Source organism: Rhodococcus sp. 06-156-4 (genome assembly GCF_002259345.1).
GTDB lineage: Bacteria > Actinomycetota > Actinomycetes > Mycobacteriales > Mycobacteriaceae > Rhodococcoides > Rhodococcoides fascians_E.
This window is the reverse complement of record NZ_NPGB01000020.1, coordinates 87,921-106,517: the sequence shown is the minus strand read 5'-3', so window position 1 is coordinate 106,517 and position 18,597 is coordinate 87,921. Positions and strand designations below refer to the sequence as shown.

Sequence of the window (18,597 nt, the reverse complement as noted above, 5' to 3'; positions counted from 1 at the left end):
GCTCGATGGGGTCGCCGGCCTCGCTACCGTCACCTCCCATGTCATCGCCGCGGGCACGGCCCATCTCTCGGGAGGCCGTTCGAGCCGATCGCAACGCCGGCGACCCCGAGCACACCGACGACTCCGACATCGCGGTACGGGAGGGACCGGACGGGTTCGGTGTCGACGACGGTCGCGACTCCGCTCTGTCCGCGTATCTTCCGGAGCGGTGGCGTGGAGCTCGCGTGGATCCCGGGCGCGCCGGTCTCCTCGGACTGTGCGGTGTCGGTTTCATCGTGCTGCTCGTCGCCGGATACGCGATGCTGCGGGACTCGCCGGCAGTCGCACCGGTACCGGCCCTTCCCGTCGTGCAGTCGGTGACGGAATCGTCCGTCACACCACCGAGTGCGACGGAGCCATCGGTGCCCGAGCCCCCGACGCGCATCGTGGTCAGCGTCGTCGGGCTCGTCGTGTCGTCCGGGTTGATCGACTTGCCGCCCGGTGCCCGTGTGGCGGACGCGATCGCTGCGGCCGGTGGAGTCCTGGACGGTGCGGACATGTTGGCGCTCAACCTCGCCGCCAAGGTGGCCGACGGTGAGCAGATCGTCGTCGGCGTTCTTCCTCCGGAAGGCAGACCGGTAGTCAGTGGCACCGTACGAGATTCGGCTGCGCCGCCCGGACCCGGTTCCTCGAACGACCCAGACACCGCCGCCCAGCCGGGTTCTGCGGAGAATCCAGCTGCCGGTTCCACGGCACTGGTGAACCTCAACACCGCGACCCTTGCCGAGCTCGACGCCCTCGACGGCGTGGGCCCGGTCACTGCGGCCAACATCGTCGCGTGGCGGGAGGTCAATGGAAAATTCGGCGACGTAGGGCAATTGGCGGAGGTCGACGGTATCGGCCCGGTGCGACTCGAGAAGCTCCGAACCCAGGTGACGGTATGACCGAACCGCAGATCCGAGCACACGACGTGCGCCTGGTGCCTGCGGCAGCAGCGGGATGGGGTGCGACCCTCGTCGGCGTTCTCGGTGGGTCGGTTCTCGCCGCCGTGATGGCGGTGATCTCGGGTGTCGTGGTGGCCGTTGTGCTGTGCTGCCGGGCGCGGCTCGGCGCGGCAGCGTCCGGGTTGATCGCGATGTCCGTCGTCTCGTGCTGCTACGCAGGCGCAGCGGCCGTACACGCCGCGGTGTTCGAGTCCAGTCCGGTAACCGCGGCGGTACAGGACCGCGCCTGGATCAGCGCCGCAGTGTCCGTCGTGGAGGATCCCCGACGGTCACGTTCGCCCGGACCGCCGATGGTGACGATCGCCGTGGAGCTCCGACGGATCGACCTCGCGGGCACAGCGATCGAATTGGGTGGCCGGCTGACGGTGCTCGCGCCCTCGGACGGATGGGCCCATCTGGTGCCCGGCCAACAGGTGCTGGTGAGAGGTCGATTGGCGGAACCGACCAGGCGCAACCTGACACTCGCGGTCGTCCGTGTGAACGGACCACCCCTGCACGTCCAGCCGCCGGGAACCGTCGCCCGCGCGGCGTCGTCCGTCCGGACCTCGCTGTCGTCCGCCGCCGCGGACGCTCTCCCTGCCGATCGCGCAGGTGTGCTTCCCGGGCTGGTGGTCGGTGATGTCTCCACGCTGCCCGAGGACGTCGAAACCGACTTTCGCGCAGCCGGACTGACTCATCTGACTGCGGTGTCGGGTGCGAACTTCGCGATTCTTCTCGGTGCGGTTCTGTTGCTCACCCGTGCGGCGGCGCTCGGTCCCAGGACCACGGTGCTGATCTGCGCGGTGGTTCTCGTCGCGTTCGTCGTCGTCGCGAGACCGTCGCCGAGCGTGCTGCGTGCAGCCGTCATGGGCGCTGTGGGTTTGCTCGCCCTCGTGACCGGCCGACGTAGGCAAGCGGTCCCCGCGTTGTGTACGGCCGTCCTCGGATTGCTGGTGTGGCTCCCTCAACTCGCGGTCGACGTCGGATTCGCGCTGTCGGTGGCCGCAACCGCAGGACTGGTCGTGGTGGCGCCGGTGTGGGTGGATTGGCTGCGCCGCCACGGTTGGGGACGCGGCGCCGCGGAGATCGTCGCGGTCGCGTCGGCGGCACATGCGGTGACCGCACCGATCGTCGCGGGCATGTCCGGAACCCTGTCGGTCGTCGGAATCGCCGCGAACATGGCCGTCGCACCCGTCGTGGCGCCGATCACCGTCGTCGGCGTCGTCGGTGCCGCATTGGCGCCGTGGGCCTCGGGACCGGCGTCCCTGGTATTGAGACTCACCGACGCGCCGCTGGCGTGGTTGATCCTGGTTGCCGGACGCGCGGGATCCGTCCCTGGCGCGAGCATCGGAACTCCCAGCGGCGCAGGGGGTGTGGCGGTCGTCGTGGCCGCGACGGCCGCAATCGTCTGCTCTCTGAGGATTCGATTCATGCGGTGGGTGATCGGGGGAGTGGGGGCTGCGGCGTCGATCCTGTGGATCGTCTGGTCGGTGTGAAGACGGAACCCCCGTCGCGGCAGGTGGAGGTGAACTGCGTCGGACCCACATGGCACGATCGTCGGTGTGAATGCGAACAGCCCGGTGGAACCTCTGCATCTCGTTCTCGGCGACGAGGAACTGCTCATGGACCGGGCAGTGGCGTCGATCGTCTCGTCGGTCAAGAAGTCCGCCCCCGAGGGGGACGATGTTCCCGTCACCAAGCTGCGGGCGGGTGACGCAAGTGGACCGGAACTTGCCGAACTTCTCAGCCCGTCGCTGTTCGCCGAGGACCGCGTGGTCGTGCTCGAAGCAGCCGCCGAGGCAGGCAAGGATGCCGTCGCGCTGGTCCTGGATGCGGCGGCCGATCCGCCCGAAGGCGCCGTCCTGGTGATCATGCACTCCGGCGGCGGCAGGGCCAAGGCGATGGTCGGGTCGCTGCAGAAGTCCGGTGCCGTCGTCCACGAATGCGCAAAGCTGACCAAGGCCTCGGAGAGGTCGGATTTCGTGAAGCGCGAGTTCGGCACGGCCCAGGTACGGGTGAACCAGGATGTCGTGGACGCGGTCGTGGAGGCCGTCGGTTCCGACCTTCGTGAACTCGCGGCCGCGTGCTCGCAGCTCATCGCGGACACCGCGGGCAAGGTCGACGTCGACGCGGTCCGCCGCTACTACTCGGGCAAGGCCGAGGTATCCGGGTTCGACGTCGCAGAGAAAGCCGTCGGCGGAGACGTTCCCGGCGCCCTCGAGGCGTTGAGGTGGGCCATGCATCGCGGCGTGCCCCATGTTCTGTTGGCCGACGCGCTGGCCGATGCCGTTCGAACCATTGCACTCGTCGGGTCGGCAGGTCGAGGTGACCCGTTCAAGATGGCAGGGGAACTGGGGATGCCGCCGTGGAAGATCAAGAAGGCGCAAGCACAAGCACGCGGCTGGACCGGTGCGTCCATCGGGCATGCACTCCAGGTGGTGTCGAAGCTCAACGCCGACGTGAAAGGCCAGGCAGCCGACGCGGATTACGCAGTGGAGAGCGCAGTGTCGGAGGTAGCCACACTCAGTGCGCGGTAAGAGTCACGCGAACGCGAAAAACCCGCTCGGTGAAGACCGAGCGGGTTCTTTCGACGAGAAAATCAGAGCTTGTTGACTGCCAGAGCCAGAGCCGACTTCTTGTTGGCTGCCTGGTTCTTGTGGATGACACCCTTGCTGGCTGCCTTGTCCAGCTGGCGACCTGCGCTGACGAGGATGGCGGAAGCCTTGTCCTTGTCGCCCTCGGCCTCAGCGGCGCGGAAGGAGCGAATGATCGTCCGCAGCGAGGACTTCACCGACTGGTTGCGCAGACGGTTGCGCTCGTTGGTGAGAATCCGCTTCTTCTGGGACTTGATGTTGGCCACGCGTAAAATCCTTCTGTCTTCGTCGGTATTCCGGTCAGGGCGGTCCATGCTGGAATGCCCGAAGTCTGCTGCCGAGCTGTGAAGCCCAGCGCCGAAGATCGAGAATACCAGCACCGACGGCAGAACCCAATTCGGCCTCCGTGTACACAGCCTAAGTGTTGTGCGTTTCCAGAAATTAACGCGTCCGGCGCGCTTATCTCCTGCCTCTGTAGCAACATTGCCGAGATGAGCCCGCGATCTGCAGCCACTGCCCAAGACAAGGCCAAGCCAAGCAAATCCAAGTCGGCAGCTCGCGAGAAACCGGAAGTGGACGGCGTCTTCGGTGGCTACTCCGACGTAGGAAAATACGGTTTGGCCTTCGACGAGATGTTCGACCCGGACGGCAAGACCCGAACTCCCTACAAGGGCATTCACACCGCACTCGAACCGTCGAGCTCAGCGGACCTCGACGCGCGCTCCGATGCACTCGGTCGCGCGTTCGTCGACCAGGGCATCACGTTCTCCCTCTCGGGACAGGAACGCCCCTTCCCCCTCGACCAGGTTCCGCGCGTCATCGCCGCAGGCGAGTGGTCGCGCCTCGAACGTGGCATCAAGCAGCGCGTCCGGGCGCTGGAGATGTTCCTGGCCGACATCTACGGAGACCAGGAGATCCTGCGCGACGGCGTCGTACCGAAGCGTCTGGTCACCTCCTGTGAGCACTTCCACCGTGAGGCAGTGGGCATCGTCCCGCCCAACGGCGTACGCATTCACGTCGCCGGTATCGACTTGATTCGCGACGCCCAGGGCACCTTCCGCGTATTGGAGGACAACCTGAGGTCGCCCTCCGGTGTGTCCTACGTCATGGAGAATCGCCGCACCATGGCGCGGGTGTTCCCCGATCTCTTCGCCACGCACCGCGTGCGCGCCGTCGGTGACTACGCCTCGCATCTGCTCCGAGCGCTACGCGCCTCCGCAGCGCTCAACGAAGCCGACCCGACAGTGGTCGTCCTCACGCCGGGTGTCGCGAACTCCGCGTACTTCGAGCACTCGCTGCTCGCCCGTCTCATGGGTGTCGAACTGGTCGAGGGCCGCGACTTGTTCTGCCGCGACAACGTCGTCTACATGCGTACGACGGAGGGTGAGCGCCAGGTCGACGTCATCTACCGCCGCATCGACGACGACTACCTGGATCCGATGCAGTTCCGTCCGGACTCGGTCCTGGGCGTCGCCGGACTGGTCAACGCCGCCCGCGCAGGCAACGTCGTCATCTCGAGTGCCGTCGGCAACGGCGTCGGCGACGACAAGCTGGTGTACACGTACGTCCCGACGATCATCGACTACTACCTGGGCGAGAAGCCGCTTCTCGCGAACGTCGACACGTTCCGGTGCTGGCTCGACGACGAGTGCGAGGAAGTGCTGGACCGGGTGGACGAACTGGTCATCAAACCGGTCGAAGGATCAGGCGGGTACGGAATCGTCTTCGGTCCCGACGCGTCGCCCAAGGAACTGTCGACCATCAGCAAGAAGATCCGAGCGGATCCTCGCGGCTGGATCGCGCAACCCGTCGTCCAGTTGTCCACGGTCCCGACGAAGATCGGCGGAAGGTTGGTTCCTCGCCACGTCGATCTGCGGCCGTTCGCGGTCAACGACGGAGACGACGTCTGGGTGCTGCCGGGAGGACTCACGCGGGTCGCTCTCCCCGAAGGCTCGCTCGTGGTCAACTCCAGCCAGGGCGGCGGCAGCAAGGACACCTGGGTTCTGGCAACTCGAACATCGCAGGAAGAGCAGGAACTCGCCGGCGAGGAGATCGTCAGCGAACCGCCCGAGGCTCCTCGGGCCGAACAGGGCCCGGAGTTGACGATGGACCAGCAACAGCAACAGCAACAGCAGCAACAACAGCAGCAACAACAGCTTTCGAACGGTGGTGGACGCTAGATGCTCGCGCGTAACGCAGAGTCGCTCTACTGGATCGGGCGGTACGTCGAGCGGGCGGACGACACGGCCCGAATCCTGGACGTCACGGTCCATCAGCTTCTCGAGGACGCGACGGTCGACCCCGATCACATCTCGCGTGTTCTACTGCGCGTCCTGGGGTTTCAGCACGAACCCGACGTGTCGCTCGACGTATGGTCGTTGACCGAGGTGGTCGCGTTCAGCCGCGAAGGGCGCGGATCGATCGTCGACTCCCTGTCGGGTGCTCGCGAAAATGCCCGCGGCGCACGGGAAGTGACGTCCACCGAGATGTGGGAGTGCCTCAACACCACCTACAACGGACTGGGTGATCGCATCCGGGCGTCGAAGCGCACCGGACCACACGAGTTCTTCAGTTACATCGAGGAGCGAGCGGCGATGTTCGCCGGGCTCGCCGATTCCACGCTGAGCCACGACGACGGATATCGCTTCCTCATCCTCGGTCGGTCGGTGGAGCGCGTCGACATGGTGGTGCGTCTGCTGCTCTCGCGTGCCGGTGATCGGCCGTCGTCGCCGGCGTGGGTGACCGTGCTCCGTGCGGCCGGCGCGCACGACACGTACCTTCGCACGTACCGCGGCGCGCTCGACGCGCAGCGAGTCCTCGAATTCATGTTGTTGGACCGGCTTTTCCCGCGTTCGGTGTTCTATGCGCTGAGCGAAGCGGAACGCTCGTTGGATCAGCTCGACCATCAGCCGAACAGCCGCGTCGGTGCGCGCGCCGAAGCGCAGCGTCTACTGGGCCGCGCGCGTAGTGAGCTCGAATTCCTCCGTCCCGGAGCGCTGTTGGACGATCTGCAGGACCGGTTGCTGGCGTTGCAGGAGACGTGCCGAGAGTTGGGCGAGGCCATTTCGAAGCAGTACTTCCACGCGGCGCCCTGGGTCGCGTGGACGGATGCGGGGTCGGGAACGTACGAGGATCAATTGGAAGGTGAACTGTGAGCTGGCGTATGCGCGTTGTCCACACCACGGGCTATCAATACGACGCTCCGGTGACGTCGTCCTACAACGAGGCGCGCCTGACACCGCGAAGTGACAACCGGCAGAACGTCATTCTGAATCGGGTCGAGACCAATCCGGTGACCAGAAGTTACCGGTACACCGACTACTGGGGTACGGCGGTGACCGCCTTCGATCTGCACGCACCGCACACGGAGCTGGAAGTGACGGGGTCGTCCGTCGTCGAAACCGATCCGTTCCTGGCGCCGGAGGAGAACGCGTCGTGGGAGGAACTCGCGAGCGAGCCCGTGATCGACCGCTTCAACGAAGTGCTCGACAACACCGTCTACGTTCCCAAGAATCGGCAGCTCGCGGCGATCGCGAAAAAGCTGTCCAAGGGGTTGCCGCCTCAGGAGTCGGTCGTGGAGATCGCGAACTGGGTGAACCAGGAGATGTCCTACGTTCCGGGAACCACAGGCGTACACACCTCGGCGGTCGAGGCCTGGTCCGAGAAGAAAGGCGTCTGCCAGGATTACGCGCACCTGACGCTGCTCCTGTTGCGTAGCCTCGGGATTCCCAGCCGCTACGTCTCCGGCTACCTGCACCCCAAGAAGGACGCCGTCATCGGTGCGTCGGTGGAAGGGCAGTCTCACGCCTGGATCGAAGCGTGGACCGGTGCCTGGTGGGGATACGACCCCACCAATGCCATCGCCGTCAACGAGCAACACGTCTCGGTCGGTCTCGGTCGTGACTACGCGGACGTGCCACCACTGAAGGGCATCTTCTCGGGCGGCGGATCCACCGCCCTCGATGTTGTGGTGGAGATCACAAGGCTGGCGTAACGTACTGCTCGGCAGGGTGGGAAGACCTATCGAGCAGGGGTGGGCAATGTCGACCGCACAGGAGTACGTCGAACCGGAAGTCATCTCGGACACGAAGAAATGCGTGGCCGAGGCGATAGGCACGTTCGTCCTCGTGTTCACCGCCGTCGGGACGGCGGTGTTCGCCGGCGACAAGGTCGGTAATCTCGGTGTGGCGTTGGCCTTCGGCCTGACGCTGCTCTTCCTGGTCTACGCGATCGGGCCGATATCGGGATGCCACGTCAACCCGGCGGTGACCGTCGGACAGGCGTTGCTGGGCAAGCTGACTGCGAAGGCCGCGGCGCTCTACATCGTCGCGCAGATCGTGGGCGCGCTGATCGCGGGTGCCGTGCTGTTCGCTGTCGCGAACAGCCTGCCCTCCTACGACCGTGCGGTGAACGGTCTCGGCGCCAACGGGTGGGGCCCGCACAGCCCGTCGGCGATCGAGGGACCCCTCGGAGGCATCCTCGAGAACGGATACGGTATCGGCGCGGCCATCCTCGTCGAAGTGCTTCTGACGGCGCTGCTGGTATTCGTCGTTCTCGCGTCGACCGATCAGATCTCCGATGTTCCGCTTGCCGGAGTGTCGATCGGGTTCACTCTCGTCGTGATCCACCTCGTGTCGATCCCGATCGACAACACATCGGTGAACCCGGCTCGCAGCTTGGCCGTCGCACCCTGGCAACCGGGCGCACTCGGTCAGCTCTGGGTGTTCATCGTGTTCCCTCTGATCGGCGGCGCGCTCGGCGCGCTGATGTACCGCGGAGTGTTCGGACGGTACGACAGGCTCGACTCCTGACCGTGCCGGTCAGGACCAGCTGTAATCCTTACGCAGACGGGCGGCGACGGCGTCGAACTTTCCCTTGGCCAGGATGGCGCCCTCACGCCGGATGCCGCTCTCCGGCACGTCGAGAACACGGTCGAGCCTGATCCAACTCGGCCGACCTTCCGCATCCCACGACCCCGACCCGATCGACACCCAATCCGGGTCACCGTCGCGCTTGTCCTGGCTGGACAGCATCAACCCGAGAAGGGTCTGTCCGTCACGGCCGACGACGAGCACCGGGCGGTCCTTGCCCTGACTCGCATCCTCCTCGTACGTGACCCACGTCCACACGATCTCACCGGGATCGGCCTTGCCGTCGAGATCGGGGGAGTACTCGACCCGACGCGCTCGATGGGCCGTCGGAACGGTCTTCGACGCCACCGGGCGACCCGGCGTGGGGCCGGGTGCCGGCGACGAGTTCCCGGCAATCGCGTCCTTGCCCTTCTGAAAGGCGCCGGAATTCTGCAATTGGCGAAACAGTCTCGGGCCCTCCCGTAGCGCAATTTTCCCGAGTTGCTTGCCCAATTTGCTCCAGTTGCCCGCCATGAGCGTCGAGTTTAGCGACCCGGCCCGCGGAACCCGTCGAGCCAGGACATGGGCGGGTGGGAGTGGAGCCTGCGCAATGACCTTGGTGGGGCAGGCGGGAGTGGAGGCTGTGGAATGGGCCTGTGGGACGATAGTCGGGTTCTCTCTTGCAAGCGCCAGCAAAGGATACGAGTGCCCAGCTTCGCCGACACGACGTTCACTGACCCCGCACGGATCAGGAACTTCTGCATCATTGCCCACATCGACCACGGCAAGTCGACGCTGGCTGACCGGATGCTGCAGCTCACGGGCGTCGTCGACGATCGGTCGATGCGTGCTCAGTACCTCGACCGCATGGACATCGAGCGTGAACGTGGCATCACGATCAAGGCGCAGAACGTGCGCCTGCCGTGGGTCGTCGATGGTGAAGAGTTCGTTCTCCACCTGATCGACACACCTGGTCACGTCGACTTCACGTACGAGGTGTCTCGTGCTCTCGAGGCGTGTGAGGGTGCTGTTCTGCTCGTCGACGCAGCGCAGGGTATCGAGGCTCAGACGCTCGCGAACCTGTACCTGGCGCTCGACAAAGAGCTGACGATCATTCCTGTGCTCAACAAGATCGACCTGCCTGCTGCCGATCCGGATCGCTATGCCGCGGAGATCGCTCACATCATCGGCTGCGAGCCGGACGACGTCCTGCGCGTGTCGGGCAAGACGGGTGTCGGTGTCGAGGAGTTGCTGAACGAGGTTGTCAAGCAGGTGCCTGCTCCCGTCGGTGACGCCGACGGCCCGGCCCGCGCGATGATTTTCGACTCCGTCTACGACACGTACCGCGGCGTCGTGACCTATGTTCGTGTCGTCGATGGTGCGTTGAATCCTCGCGAGAAGGTCACGATGATGTCGACGGGGTCGACACACGAGCTTCTCGAGGTCGGCATCGTGTCGCCGGATCCGAAGGCGACCAAGGGCCTGGGCGTCGGCGAGGTGGGGTACCTCATCACGGGCGTCAAGGATGTGCGTCAGTCGAAGGTCGGTGACACCGTCACCACGGCACGCAAGGGCGCGACGGAACCTCTGACCGGATACCGCGAGCCGCGGCCGATGGTGTACTCCGGGCTCTATCCCCTCGACGGGTCCGACTATCCGGACCTGCGCGATGCACTCGAAAAGCTGCAGCTCAACGACGCAGCACTGACCTACGAGCCCGAGACGTCCGTGGCGCTCGGCTTCGGTTTCCGTTGCGGCTTCCTCGGTCTGCTGCACATGGAGATCACCCGCGAGCGTCTCGAGCGAGAGTTCAACCTGGACCTGATCTCCACCTCACCCAACGTGGTGTACCGAGTTGAGATGGAGGACGGCGCCGAGCACATCGTGACCAACCCGTCGTACTGGCCGGAAGGCAAGACACGCGACGTGTTCGAGCCGATGGTCAAGTGCACCATCATCTCCCCGAGCGAGTTCATCGGATCCATCATGGAACTGTGCCAGGGGAGGCGTGGCGAGCTCGGCGGCATGGACTACCTGTCCGAAACGCGTGTCGAGCTCCGCTACACCATCCCCATGGCCGAGATCATCTTCGACTTCTTCGACATCCTGAAGTCGCGCACCCGCGGCTACGCCAGCCTCGACTACGAGGAGGTGGGCGAGCAGAGTGCGGCGCTCGTCAAGGTCGACATACTGCTGCAGGGCGAGGCCGTCGACGCGTTCTCGGCGATCGTGCACAAGGACGCCGCAGCCGCGTACGGCAACAAGATGACGACCAAACTCAAGGAACTGATTCCTCGTCAGCAGTTCGAGGTGCCCATCCAGGCTGCGATCGGATCCAGAATCATTGCCCGCGAGAACATTCGAGCGATCCGTAAGGACGTTCTCGCCAAGTGCTACGGCGGTGACATCAGCCGTAAGCGCAAACTGCTCGAGAAGCAGAAGGAAGGCAAGAAGCGCATGAAGACGATCGGTCGCGTGGACGTGCCGCAGGAAGCATTCGTCGCTGCACTGTCCTCCGAGTCGTCGGCGGACAAGCCCAAGAAATAGCAGCGGAGTAGTTTCACGGAGTGTGACGACGAGACTCCTGAACGAACTGACCATTCCGATCATCAGTGCGCCGATGGCAGGCGGACCGTCCACTCCCGAGCTCGCTGCCGCGGTCTCGCGGGCCGGAGGCCTCGGCATGCTGGCCGGCGCGCTGCTCGACTTGGACGCTTTCGCGGCGAAGGTGGATTCGCTGCGAGAGGTCCTGTTCGGCGTCAACCTGTTCCTTCCCGACGACCCCTCCGGTGCTGATGTCGACGCGTACGCCGATCGAATCGCACCGTGGCTGGAGAAGTACGACGCTCCACGCGGTGAACTGACCAGGCGTGACGATTTCTACCCGGAGAAGTTCCGCTGGCTGGTGCAGAATCCGGTTCCACTCGTGTCGAGTACGTTCGGGACGTTCGACGCGGCGGAAGTTGCCGCTCTCCACGAGGTCGGCACCGAAGTGTGGTGCACGGTGACCTCCGCACGCGAAGCCGGGGAAGCCGAGGCCAACGGCGTCGACGCGCTGATCGTCCAAGGTCCCGAGGCCGGTGGACACCGCGGAAGCTTCGACGGCTCGGCTCCCGAGGAACCGTTGGCGGAGCTGCTCGAGGTGGTGCGGCGGGCGTCCGCTCTGCCTCGTATCGCTGCGGGCGGCCTGATGGACGGCAACGACGTTGCACCGCTGTTGAAATCCGGAGCGGCGCACGCTGCTCAGCTGGGCACGGCGTTTCTGAACACGGCCGAAGCGGGAACGCGACCGATCCACCGCGAGCAGCTGACCGCCACCGAAGAGACCGCCGTGACCCGCGCATTCTCGGGACGCCCCGCGCGCGGAATCGTCAACGAGTTCATGCGCGATCACTCCGGTGACGCCCCGCTCGCGTACCCGGACCTGCACTACCTGACCGCTCCGATGCGCGCGAAGTCAGGTGCAGCCGGGGACCCGTCGGCGCTGTCGATGTGGGCGGGAACCGGTCACCGACGCGCACGCGCGGCGTCGGCGACGGACCTGATGGCGGAATGGGCGACCCAGTTGCAGTGAGTCGACCACTGTCGTTGTGCGTGGAAATGTAGGCCAGGGCCTACATTTCCACCCACGTCAGTTGGTGTGTGCCGGCTGGAAGTGGCCGGCGGCCTGGGCTTCCTCCGCGCGGATCACGTGGACGACCGCGTTGATCAGCGCCAGGTGAGTGAAAGCCTGCGGGAAGTTGCCCAGGTGCCGTCCCGACCTCGCGTCGATTTCCTCCGCGTAGAGCTTGAGCGGGCTGGCGTACCCCAACAACCGTTCGCACAGGTGCTTCGCGCGGACGAGCTCACCGATCTCGACGAGCGCGGATACGAGCCAGAACGAGCAGATGGTGAACGTTCCCTCCTCGCCCTCCAGACCGTCGTCGGTGGTGTCCACCATGTACCGCAGGACCAAGCCGTCGACGGTCAGTTCGTCGGCGATCGCCAGGACCGTTGCCCGCACGCGATGATCGTCCGCGGGGAGGAAGCGAAGCAGCGGCACCAGCAGCAGGGAGGCATCGAGCGACTCGTGTCCGTACCGCTGCGTCAGCACACCGCGGTCGTCGACGCCGTGTTCGAGAATGTCGGCCTTGATCTCGTCGGCGATCTCGTTCCACTGGTCCGCGTAGTCGGTCTCGCCGTGAATGGACGCGAGCTTCGCGCCCCGATCGAGCGCCACCCAACACATCACCTTCGACGAGGTGAAGTGCTGCGGCTCGCCGCGCACCTCCCAGATGCCGCGGTCCGGTTTCCGCCAGTTGGCGATGGCCTCCTCGACCTGACGCTTGAGCAGCGGCCACAGGGACTCCGGAACGTGCTCGCGTGACTTGACGTGCAGGTACACCGAATCCAGCATGGTGCCCCAGATGTCGTGCTGCTCCTGGTTGTAGGCACCGTTGCCGATTCGGACCGGCTTCGCGCCGTCGTACCCGGACAGGTGGGACAGCTCGCTTTCCTCCAGCGTCTTCTCGCCGCCGATGCCGTACATCACCTGCAGCGGATTGGCTTTGCCGTCCTCGGTCATCGACACGTCGGACATGAACGAGAAGAAGTCGTTCGCCTCACGGTCGAGTCCGAGGGTGTAGAGCCCCCACAGGGCGAACGTCGAATCGCGTACCCACGCATAGCGATAGTCCCAGTTGCGTTCTCCTCCAGGAGTTTCCGGCAATGACGTCGTCGACGCCGCCAGCAGGGCGCCGGTGGGTGCGTACGTCAACCCCTTCAGGGCGAGCGCGCTGCGCTGCAGGTAGCCGCGCCACGGGTGATCGGGGAAGCGGCCGATGGTGATCCACTGGCGCCAGCACTCGGACGTGCGCCACATCTTGTCCGCCGCTTCCTCGAACGTCTGCGGTGCGGGCAGATCCGACCAGGACAGTGCTACGAAAATGTTGTCGCCTTCGGTCATTCGGGTGCGTGCGCGCGCCTCGCGACCCTCGATGCCGATGCGGAGGTTGGTGGTGAGCTTCAACGTCGGTTGGTCACCGACCGAGCTGGCCTCGCACGTCGCCGTCGCCTCCTCGTACACCTTTCCCGTGTACTCCCAGCGGGCGGGCGCGCGGTGGTAGTCGAACGCCGGCTCGCAACTCATCTCGAGTTCGACGGTGCCGCTGACACACTTGACGGTGCGCAGCAGAATGTGTTCCGCATCCCAGTCCGACGGGGCCCGCTTGTGTGTTCGTGAGCGTTGATCGGTGTTGTGCCAGGGCCCCATCACCAATGCATCACGGACGACGAGCCAGCCCGTCTCGGTCTGCCACGTGGTCTCGACGATCAGTCCACCGGGCAGGTAGCGGCGCGCGGCGGGAACCGATTGGCCGTAGGGGCCGACGCGGAAGTGTCCGGCGCTCCGATCGAGAACGGCACCGAAAATGCTGGGGGAGTCGGGACGAGGAACGCACATCCACTCGACGGAGCCGTTGCGAGCGATCAGGCACGTTGTCTCGCAGTCGGAGAGAAACGCGTAATCGTCGATCGGAGGAAATGCGCTTCGGCCGGTGGTGATGGTCGACACCGGCGCTTCGGTACTCGACAACACTCCCTGCGGGTCAAGGCCGTCGCCGTCGGGAGAGCCTGGTCGGGGAATCGAATCGTCGGGCACGGGCACCACGGTGGAACGTTCGTCGAAGGCCGTCATCGCTCAATCATCGACGCCACCGGTGCCCGGCGTCCACCGGTGGCGATTTTCGGCGTGGCGCACGTGCCCTCTAGGCTGAGGTTCGTGCATGCAGTGGCAACGTGGTGGGACGGGATCGAGCTGTGGATCACCGGGCTGCCGTTCGTGCCGCAGTCGCTCGTCATCCTGCTCGTTCTGGTCCCGGCTGCGCTGGGATCGGCTCGGGTGTTCGATCGAGTTCTGGCTGCTGTGCTCCATGCCCTCGGACGTGACGCGCGTGCCGAGAAGGATGCGTCCGAGTCGCCCGTTGCGGAAGGTCATTGATGCCGAAGTCGAGGGTCACGCTGGCCCTGATCGCACTGCTCGTACTCGTCGTTCTGGCATGGTTTCTGACCAGGTGATCGCACGCGTGCCCGCGCAATTAGAGTCCGCCGGGTTCCTCTGCTAGATTTCTGTCCGTGTCTGCCGCTGCCGAGTACCGGGTCCGCCATGAACTGGCGTTGATCGCGGTCGGCATGCTTGCAGTCGCGGATATCGACTGTTGTCGATCCGCGTCCTGATTCGCCCGCCTGACCGGACCTTACCTTCCTGCGCCTGATAAATGTGCGCTACGAGGTCTCGGATTCCTCGTGCGTGCGCCCTGGACGCTTCACCGTGCCATCGGCTGGGTAAGAGCGACGCAGGTGGGCGCGGTCTTCGATTGTTCTACGGATCTCGTCAACGACCAATCAGATTCACATTCGATGAAAGGCACTTCTCGATGAGGCTCAACTCTCGATACCTGCTCACCACTTTCGCTGCCGTGGGAACGCTTGTTCTCGCCGCATGCGGCGGAGGATCGAGCGATACCGTCGGAGCCGAAGGCGGGTCGAGCAGCGGTTCGACACTGACGCTCGTCGGATACGCGGTGCCGAAGAACGGGTGGGACGCCATCGGGCCTGCGTTCGAGGCCACCGAGGGCGGCACGGACACGGCCATCAACGCCGATTACGGTGCGTCGGGCAACCAGTCTCGCAAGGTTGCCGACGGTGCTCCGGCGGACATCGTGAACTTCTCCGTCGAGCCGGATGTCACGCGCCTCGTGAAGGCCGGCAAGGTCGGCGAGAACTGGAACGAGAACGCTTACGGCGGTGTGCCTTTCGGCTCGGTCGTGACCCTGGTGGTGCGCGAGGGCAACCCCAAGAACATTCAGACCTGGGACGATCTGCTGAAGCCGGACGTTCAGGTGATCAGCCCGAGCCCGCTCAGCTCCGGTTCGGCCAAGTGGAACCTTCTGGCGCCGTACGCAGCCAAGAGCAACGGCGGTCAGGACAAGCAGGCAGGTCTCGACTACGTCCAGCAGCTCGTGTCCGGACACTTCCCGGTGCAGCCGGAATCGGGCCGCGCCGCCACGGAGGCGTTCCTGCAGGGACAGGGTGACGTGTTGCTGAGCTACGAGAACGAAGCGCTGCTGATCGAGGAGCAGGGCCAGCCCGTCGAGCACGTCGATGTGGCCGACACCTTCCGAATCGACAACCCGGTCGCCGTCGTGAACTCGAGCTCACAGCTGGAGAAGGCCAACGCCCTCAACGACTTCATCTACACCGACGAGGGCCAGCGCATCTGGGCCGAGTCCGGCTTCCGCCCGACCAACCCGGAGATCGCCGCCGAGTTCTCGGACAAGTTCTTCACCCCGCAGAACCTGCGTACCATCGACGATCTCGGCGGCTGGGACGTCGTGGACGCCGAACTCTTCGGTGACACCGGCGCAATCACGACGATCTACAAAGAGAACACCAAATAGCTGCCATGTCTGAACGTAGGGGAAGGAAATTCCGTGGCCCGGGGTCCGTCGGACCCTTCGGCCTCGGGGTCGCGGTGTTGTGGCTCAGCATCATCGTGCTGCTGCCGCTCGCCGCGCTCACCGTGAAATCGTTCGACGACGGCATCGTCGGCTTCTGGGATGCGGTCACGGCACCTCGCGCGATTGCGACGTTCGAGGTGACCCTGATCGTCTCGGTCGCTGCGGCGGTGGTGAACATGGTGCTCGGGACTCTCATCGCGTGGGTCCTCGTTCGTGACGAGTTCCCCGGCAAGCGGTTCGTGAACGCGTTGATCGATCTCCCGTTCGCGCTGCCGACAATCGTGGCGAGTCTCGTTCTGCTGTCGCTGTACGGGCCGGCGAGCCCGATCGGCCTGGTGTTCAACGCGACCAAGCCCGCAGTGGTCGTCGCACTGCTGTTCGTCACCCTGCCGTTCGTGGTTCGTGCCGTGCAGCCCGTGTTGATCGAGTTGGATCAAGAGGTCGAGGAAGCTGCGGCGTCGTTGGGCGCGAACAACTGGACGATCTTCAGGTCGATCATTCTGCCGGTTCTGCTCCCGTCCGTGCTGACCGGAACCGGACTCGCCTTCGCTCGGGCCATCGGTGAATTCGGCTCGGTCGTACTGATCGGTGGCAACATTCCGGGCGACACGCAGATCGCCTCGCAGTACATTCGCGAGTTGATCGAGTACGACCAGACCGTCGACGCCGCCGCGATCTCGGTCGTGTTGCTTGCTTTCGCGTTCGTGGTTCTGTTCGTCCTGCGCATCGTCGGCAATCGCCTGGCACGTCGTGAGGAGCAGATTCGATGAGGATCGGATTACCGGTCAAGCTGTCGCTCCGGTCGATTGCGTTGCTGTATCTCGCTGCCCTCGTGCTGTTCCCGCTCGGTGCCATTCTGTACCGCACGTTCGAGAACGGCTTCCTCGAGTTCTGGGGGTTGATCACCACTCCGGCAGCGCAATCCGCCTTGCAGCTGTCGCTGCTGATCGTGGCGATCGTCGTGCCGGTGAACGTGGTCTTCGGTGTCATCACCGCGCTCGCTCTGGTTCGCGGTCGGTTCCGCGGCAAAGGCGTGCTCGAAGCGATAGTCGACCTTCCGTTCGCGGTGTCACCCGTCGTCATCGGTGTGGCACTGATCCTGTTGTGGGGTGCGAACGGTTGGTTCGGTGGACTCGAAACCCTGGGTTTCACGGTCATCTTCGCGCTTCCAGGCATGGTCATCGCGACCATCTTCGTGACGCTGCCGTTCGTGGTTCGCGAGGTGGAGCCGGTTCTGTACGAGATCGGCGAGGAGCAGGAAGAAGCCGCGTCGACGTTGGGTGCGTCGTCGTTGCAGACGTTCTGGCGCATCACCCTGCCCGCCATTCGTTGGGGTCTTACCTACGGGATCGTGTTGACCGTCGCACGTTCGCTCGGTGAGTTCGGTGCTGTGATCATGGTGTCCACCAACCTTCCCGGCATCTCTCAGACCCTGACGCTGTTGGTTCATTCGAGGTACGAGGACTTCAACCAGCAGGGCGCCTATGCGGCATCGACTCTCCTCATGGCAATCGCCGTCATCGTGCTGTTGCTGATGACGACCCTCGACAAGAAGAGGACGAAGTAATGACCGTACAGAAATCGGACGACATCGAGATCTCCGTCATCGGTGCCAACAAGCACTACGGCGACTTCGCGGCCCTCGACAACGTCAGCATCGACATCCCCAAGGGTTCGTTGACCGCGCTGCTCGGGCCGAGCGGTTCCGGCAAGTCGACGCTCCTGAGATCGATTGCCGGTCTGGAACAGTTGGACTCCGGCCAGGTAATCCTCGGTGGGCAGGACGTGACGTGGATCAGCCCCCAGAAGCGCGAGATCGGGTTCGTCTTCCAGCACTACGCCGCGTTCAAGCACCTCAGCGTCCGGGACAACGTCGCGTTCGGTCTGAAGATCAGGAAGCGTCCCAAGGACGAGATCAAACGCAAGGTCGACGACCTGCTCGAGATCGTCGGACTGGCGGGTTTCCAGACTCGGTTCCCTGCACAGCTGTCCGGTGGTCAACGCCAGCGCATGGCATTGGCACGGGCCCTTGCCGTCGACCCTCAGGTCCTGCTTCTCGACGAGCCCTTCGGTGCACTCGACGCGAAGGTCCGTGAGGACCTGCGCACGTGGCTGCGGCGGCTGCACGACGAAGTGCACGTCACCACCGTTTTGGTGACGCACGATCAGGAAGAGGCGCTCGACGTCGCCGACCGGATCGCCGTTCTCAACAAGGGGCGCATAGAACAGGTCGGTTCGCCCGAGGATCTCTACGACCGTCCGGGCAACGATTTCGTCATGTCGTTCCTCGGGCAGGTTGCCAAGCTCAACGGTCAACTGGTTCGCCCGCACGACATCCGGGTCGGCCGAGACCCGTCGCTGGCTCTCGCTCAGGAGAACGGGACCGCCGAATCCGCAGGCGTCACGCGCGCCGTCGTCCAGCGTGTCGTGCATCTCGGGTTCGAGGTGAAGGTCGAACTCCAGAACGCGGCCACCGGAGAATTGTTCGCGGCGCAGATCACCCGCGGCGACAGTGAAGCGCTGCAGCTGAACCCCGGCGAAACCGTCTACGCCAGAGCGACGAGGATCCCGGAGATCGCGCCGACGGGTGATGCCGTGCAGACGGATCCGCTGGAGAGTGCCACTTCCAGCTAGCAGCAACGGATTTCGGCTCCATGGCGTCACGGTCCCGGCGCACGCGCGCCGGGACTGTAAC

Annotated in this window: 18 protein-coding genes; 15 read left to right on the top strand and 3 right to left on the bottom strand. The window is 64.9% G+C overall.

What is annotated here, in order from left to right; translation table 11 throughout:
- The first annotated feature begins 38 nt into the window (after positions 1-38).
- The 3 genes from CH290_RS14590 to holA all read left to right on the top strand — a co-directional run bounded on the left by CH290_RS14590 (position 39) and on the right by holA (position 3,499).
- Complete coding sequence (locus CH290_RS14590; protein ID WP_033190452.1) at positions 39-923, top strand: ComEA family DNA-binding protein; 885 nt, start codon at positions 39-41, stop codon at positions 921-923.
- On the top strand, positions 920-2,458 hold the full coding sequence (locus CH290_RS14585; protein WP_033190453.1) for a ComEC/Rec2 family competence protein: 1,539 nt from the start codon (positions 920-922) through the stop codon (positions 2,456-2,458). The genes CH290_RS14590 and CH290_RS14585 overlap by 4 nt, the downstream gene beginning before the upstream one ends.
- 66 nt (positions 2,459-2,524) lie before the next feature.
- A complete protein-coding gene (gene holA / locus CH290_RS14580) occupies positions 2,525-3,499 on the top strand; it encodes a DNA polymerase III subunit delta (RefSeq protein WP_026347724.1) in 975 nt (324 codons plus the stop codon).
- Positions 3,500-3,561: 62 nt separating this feature from the next.
- Here holA and rpsT read toward each other — a convergent pair whose 3' ends face one another.
- On the bottom strand, positions 3,562-3,822 hold the full coding sequence (rpsT, locus tag CH290_RS14575) for a 30S ribosomal protein S20 (RefSeq protein WP_019664690.1): 261 nt from the start codon (positions 3,820-3,822) through the stop codon (positions 3,562-3,564).
- A 366-nt stretch (positions 3,823-4,188) separates the two neighbouring features.
- Here rpsT and CH290_RS14570 point away from each other — a divergent pair, with 366 nt between their 5' ends.
- The 4 genes from CH290_RS14570 to CH290_RS14555 are packed head-to-tail and all read left to right on the top strand — an operon-like array spanning position 4,189 to position 8,367.
- Positions 4,189-5,736 carry a circularly permuted type 2 ATP-grasp protein gene (locus tag CH290_RS14570; RefSeq protein ID WP_230621122.1) on the top strand — a complete coding sequence of 516 codons (1,548 nt, stop codon included), beginning with the start codon at positions 4,189-4,191 and terminating at the stop codon, positions 5,734-5,736.
- Complete coding sequence (locus tag CH290_RS14565) at positions 5,737-6,711, top strand: alpha-E domain-containing protein (protein WP_019664688.1); 975 nt, start codon at positions 5,737-5,739, stop codon at positions 6,709-6,711. It abuts the gene before it with no gap.
- 8 nt (positions 6,712-6,719) lie between these two features.
- Positions 6,720-7,550, top strand: coding sequence for a transglutaminase family protein (locus CH290_RS14560; RefSeq protein WP_019664687.1), 831 nt, complete (start codon positions 6,720-6,722; stop codon positions 7,548-7,550).
- Positions 7,551-7,596: 46 nt separating this feature from the next.
- On the top strand, positions 7,597-8,367 hold the full coding sequence (locus CH290_RS14555; protein WP_019664686.1) for an aquaporin: 771 nt from the start codon (positions 7,597-7,599) through the stop codon (positions 8,365-8,367).
- A gap of 9 nt (positions 8,368-8,376) precedes the next feature.
- Here the strand turns inward: CH290_RS14555 and CH290_RS14550 are convergent, their stop codons facing one another.
- Positions 8,377-8,940: a type II toxin-antitoxin system PemK/MazF family toxin gene (locus CH290_RS14550; protein ID WP_033190455.1), complete on the bottom strand. Its 564-nt coding sequence runs from the start codon at positions 8,938-8,940 to the stop codon at positions 8,377-8,379.
- A gap of 114 nt (positions 8,941-9,054) precedes the next feature.
- Here CH290_RS14550 and lepA point away from each other — a divergent pair, with 114 nt between their 5' ends.
- Positions 9,055-10,953, top strand: coding sequence for a translation elongation factor 4 (gene lepA / locus CH290_RS14545; protein ID WP_051127752.1), 1,899 nt, complete (start codon positions 9,055-9,057; stop codon positions 10,951-10,953).
- Between the two features lie 22 nt (positions 10,954-10,975).
- Positions 10,976-11,980: a nitronate monooxygenase gene (locus CH290_RS14540; protein WP_033190456.1), complete on the top strand. Its 1,005-nt coding sequence runs from the start codon at positions 10,976-10,978 to the stop codon at positions 11,978-11,980.
- 57 nt (positions 11,981-12,037) lie between these two features.
- Here the strand turns inward: CH290_RS14540 and CH290_RS14535 are convergent, their stop codons facing one another.
- A complete protein-coding gene (locus tag CH290_RS14535; protein WP_033190457.1) occupies positions 12,038-14,080 on the bottom strand; it encodes a glycoside hydrolase family 15 protein in 2,043 nt (680 codons plus the stop codon).
- An 84-nt stretch (positions 14,081-14,164) separates the two neighbouring features.
- On the opposite strand from CH290_RS14535, the gene CH290_RS14530 reads away from it, so the two are divergent.
- The 6 genes from CH290_RS14530 to CH290_RS14510 all read left to right on the top strand — a co-directional run bounded on the left by CH290_RS14530 (position 14,165) and on the right by CH290_RS14510 (position 18,536).
- Positions 14,165-14,383: a hypothetical protein gene (locus CH290_RS14530; protein WP_170947464.1), complete on the top strand. Its 219-nt coding sequence runs from the start codon at positions 14,165-14,167 to the stop codon at positions 14,381-14,383.
- A 134-nt stretch (positions 14,384-14,517) separates the two neighbouring features.
- Entirely contained in the window at positions 14,518-14,619 is a 102-nt protein-coding gene (locus CH290_RS31145; RefSeq protein ID WP_329955138.1) for an Ms4533A family Cys-rich leader peptide, read from the top strand.
- A 200-nt stretch (positions 14,620-14,819) separates the two neighbouring features.
- Positions 14,820-15,842 (top strand): sulfate ABC transporter substrate-binding protein, encoded by a 1,023-nt coding sequence (locus CH290_RS14525; protein ID WP_033190458.1) that lies wholly within the window; start codon positions 14,820-14,822, stop codon positions 15,840-15,842.
- Positions 15,843-15,847: 5 nt separating this feature from the next.
- A complete protein-coding gene (gene cysT, locus CH290_RS14520) occupies positions 15,848-16,672 on the top strand; it encodes a sulfate ABC transporter permease subunit CysT (protein ID WP_196249917.1) in 825 nt (274 codons plus the stop codon).
- A complete protein-coding gene (gene cysW, locus CH290_RS14515) occupies positions 16,669-17,469 on the top strand; it encodes a sulfate ABC transporter permease subunit CysW (protein WP_019667505.1) in 801 nt (266 codons plus the stop codon). The genes cysT and cysW overlap by 4 nt, the downstream gene beginning before the upstream one ends.
- On the top strand, positions 17,469-18,536 hold the full coding sequence (locus CH290_RS14510) for a sulfate/molybdate ABC transporter ATP-binding protein (RefSeq protein ID WP_019667504.1): 1,068 nt from the start codon (positions 17,469-17,471) through the stop codon (positions 18,534-18,536). Before cysW ends, CH290_RS14510 begins: the two co-directional genes overlap by 1 nt.
- Positions 18,537-18,597 lie beyond the last annotated feature (61 nt).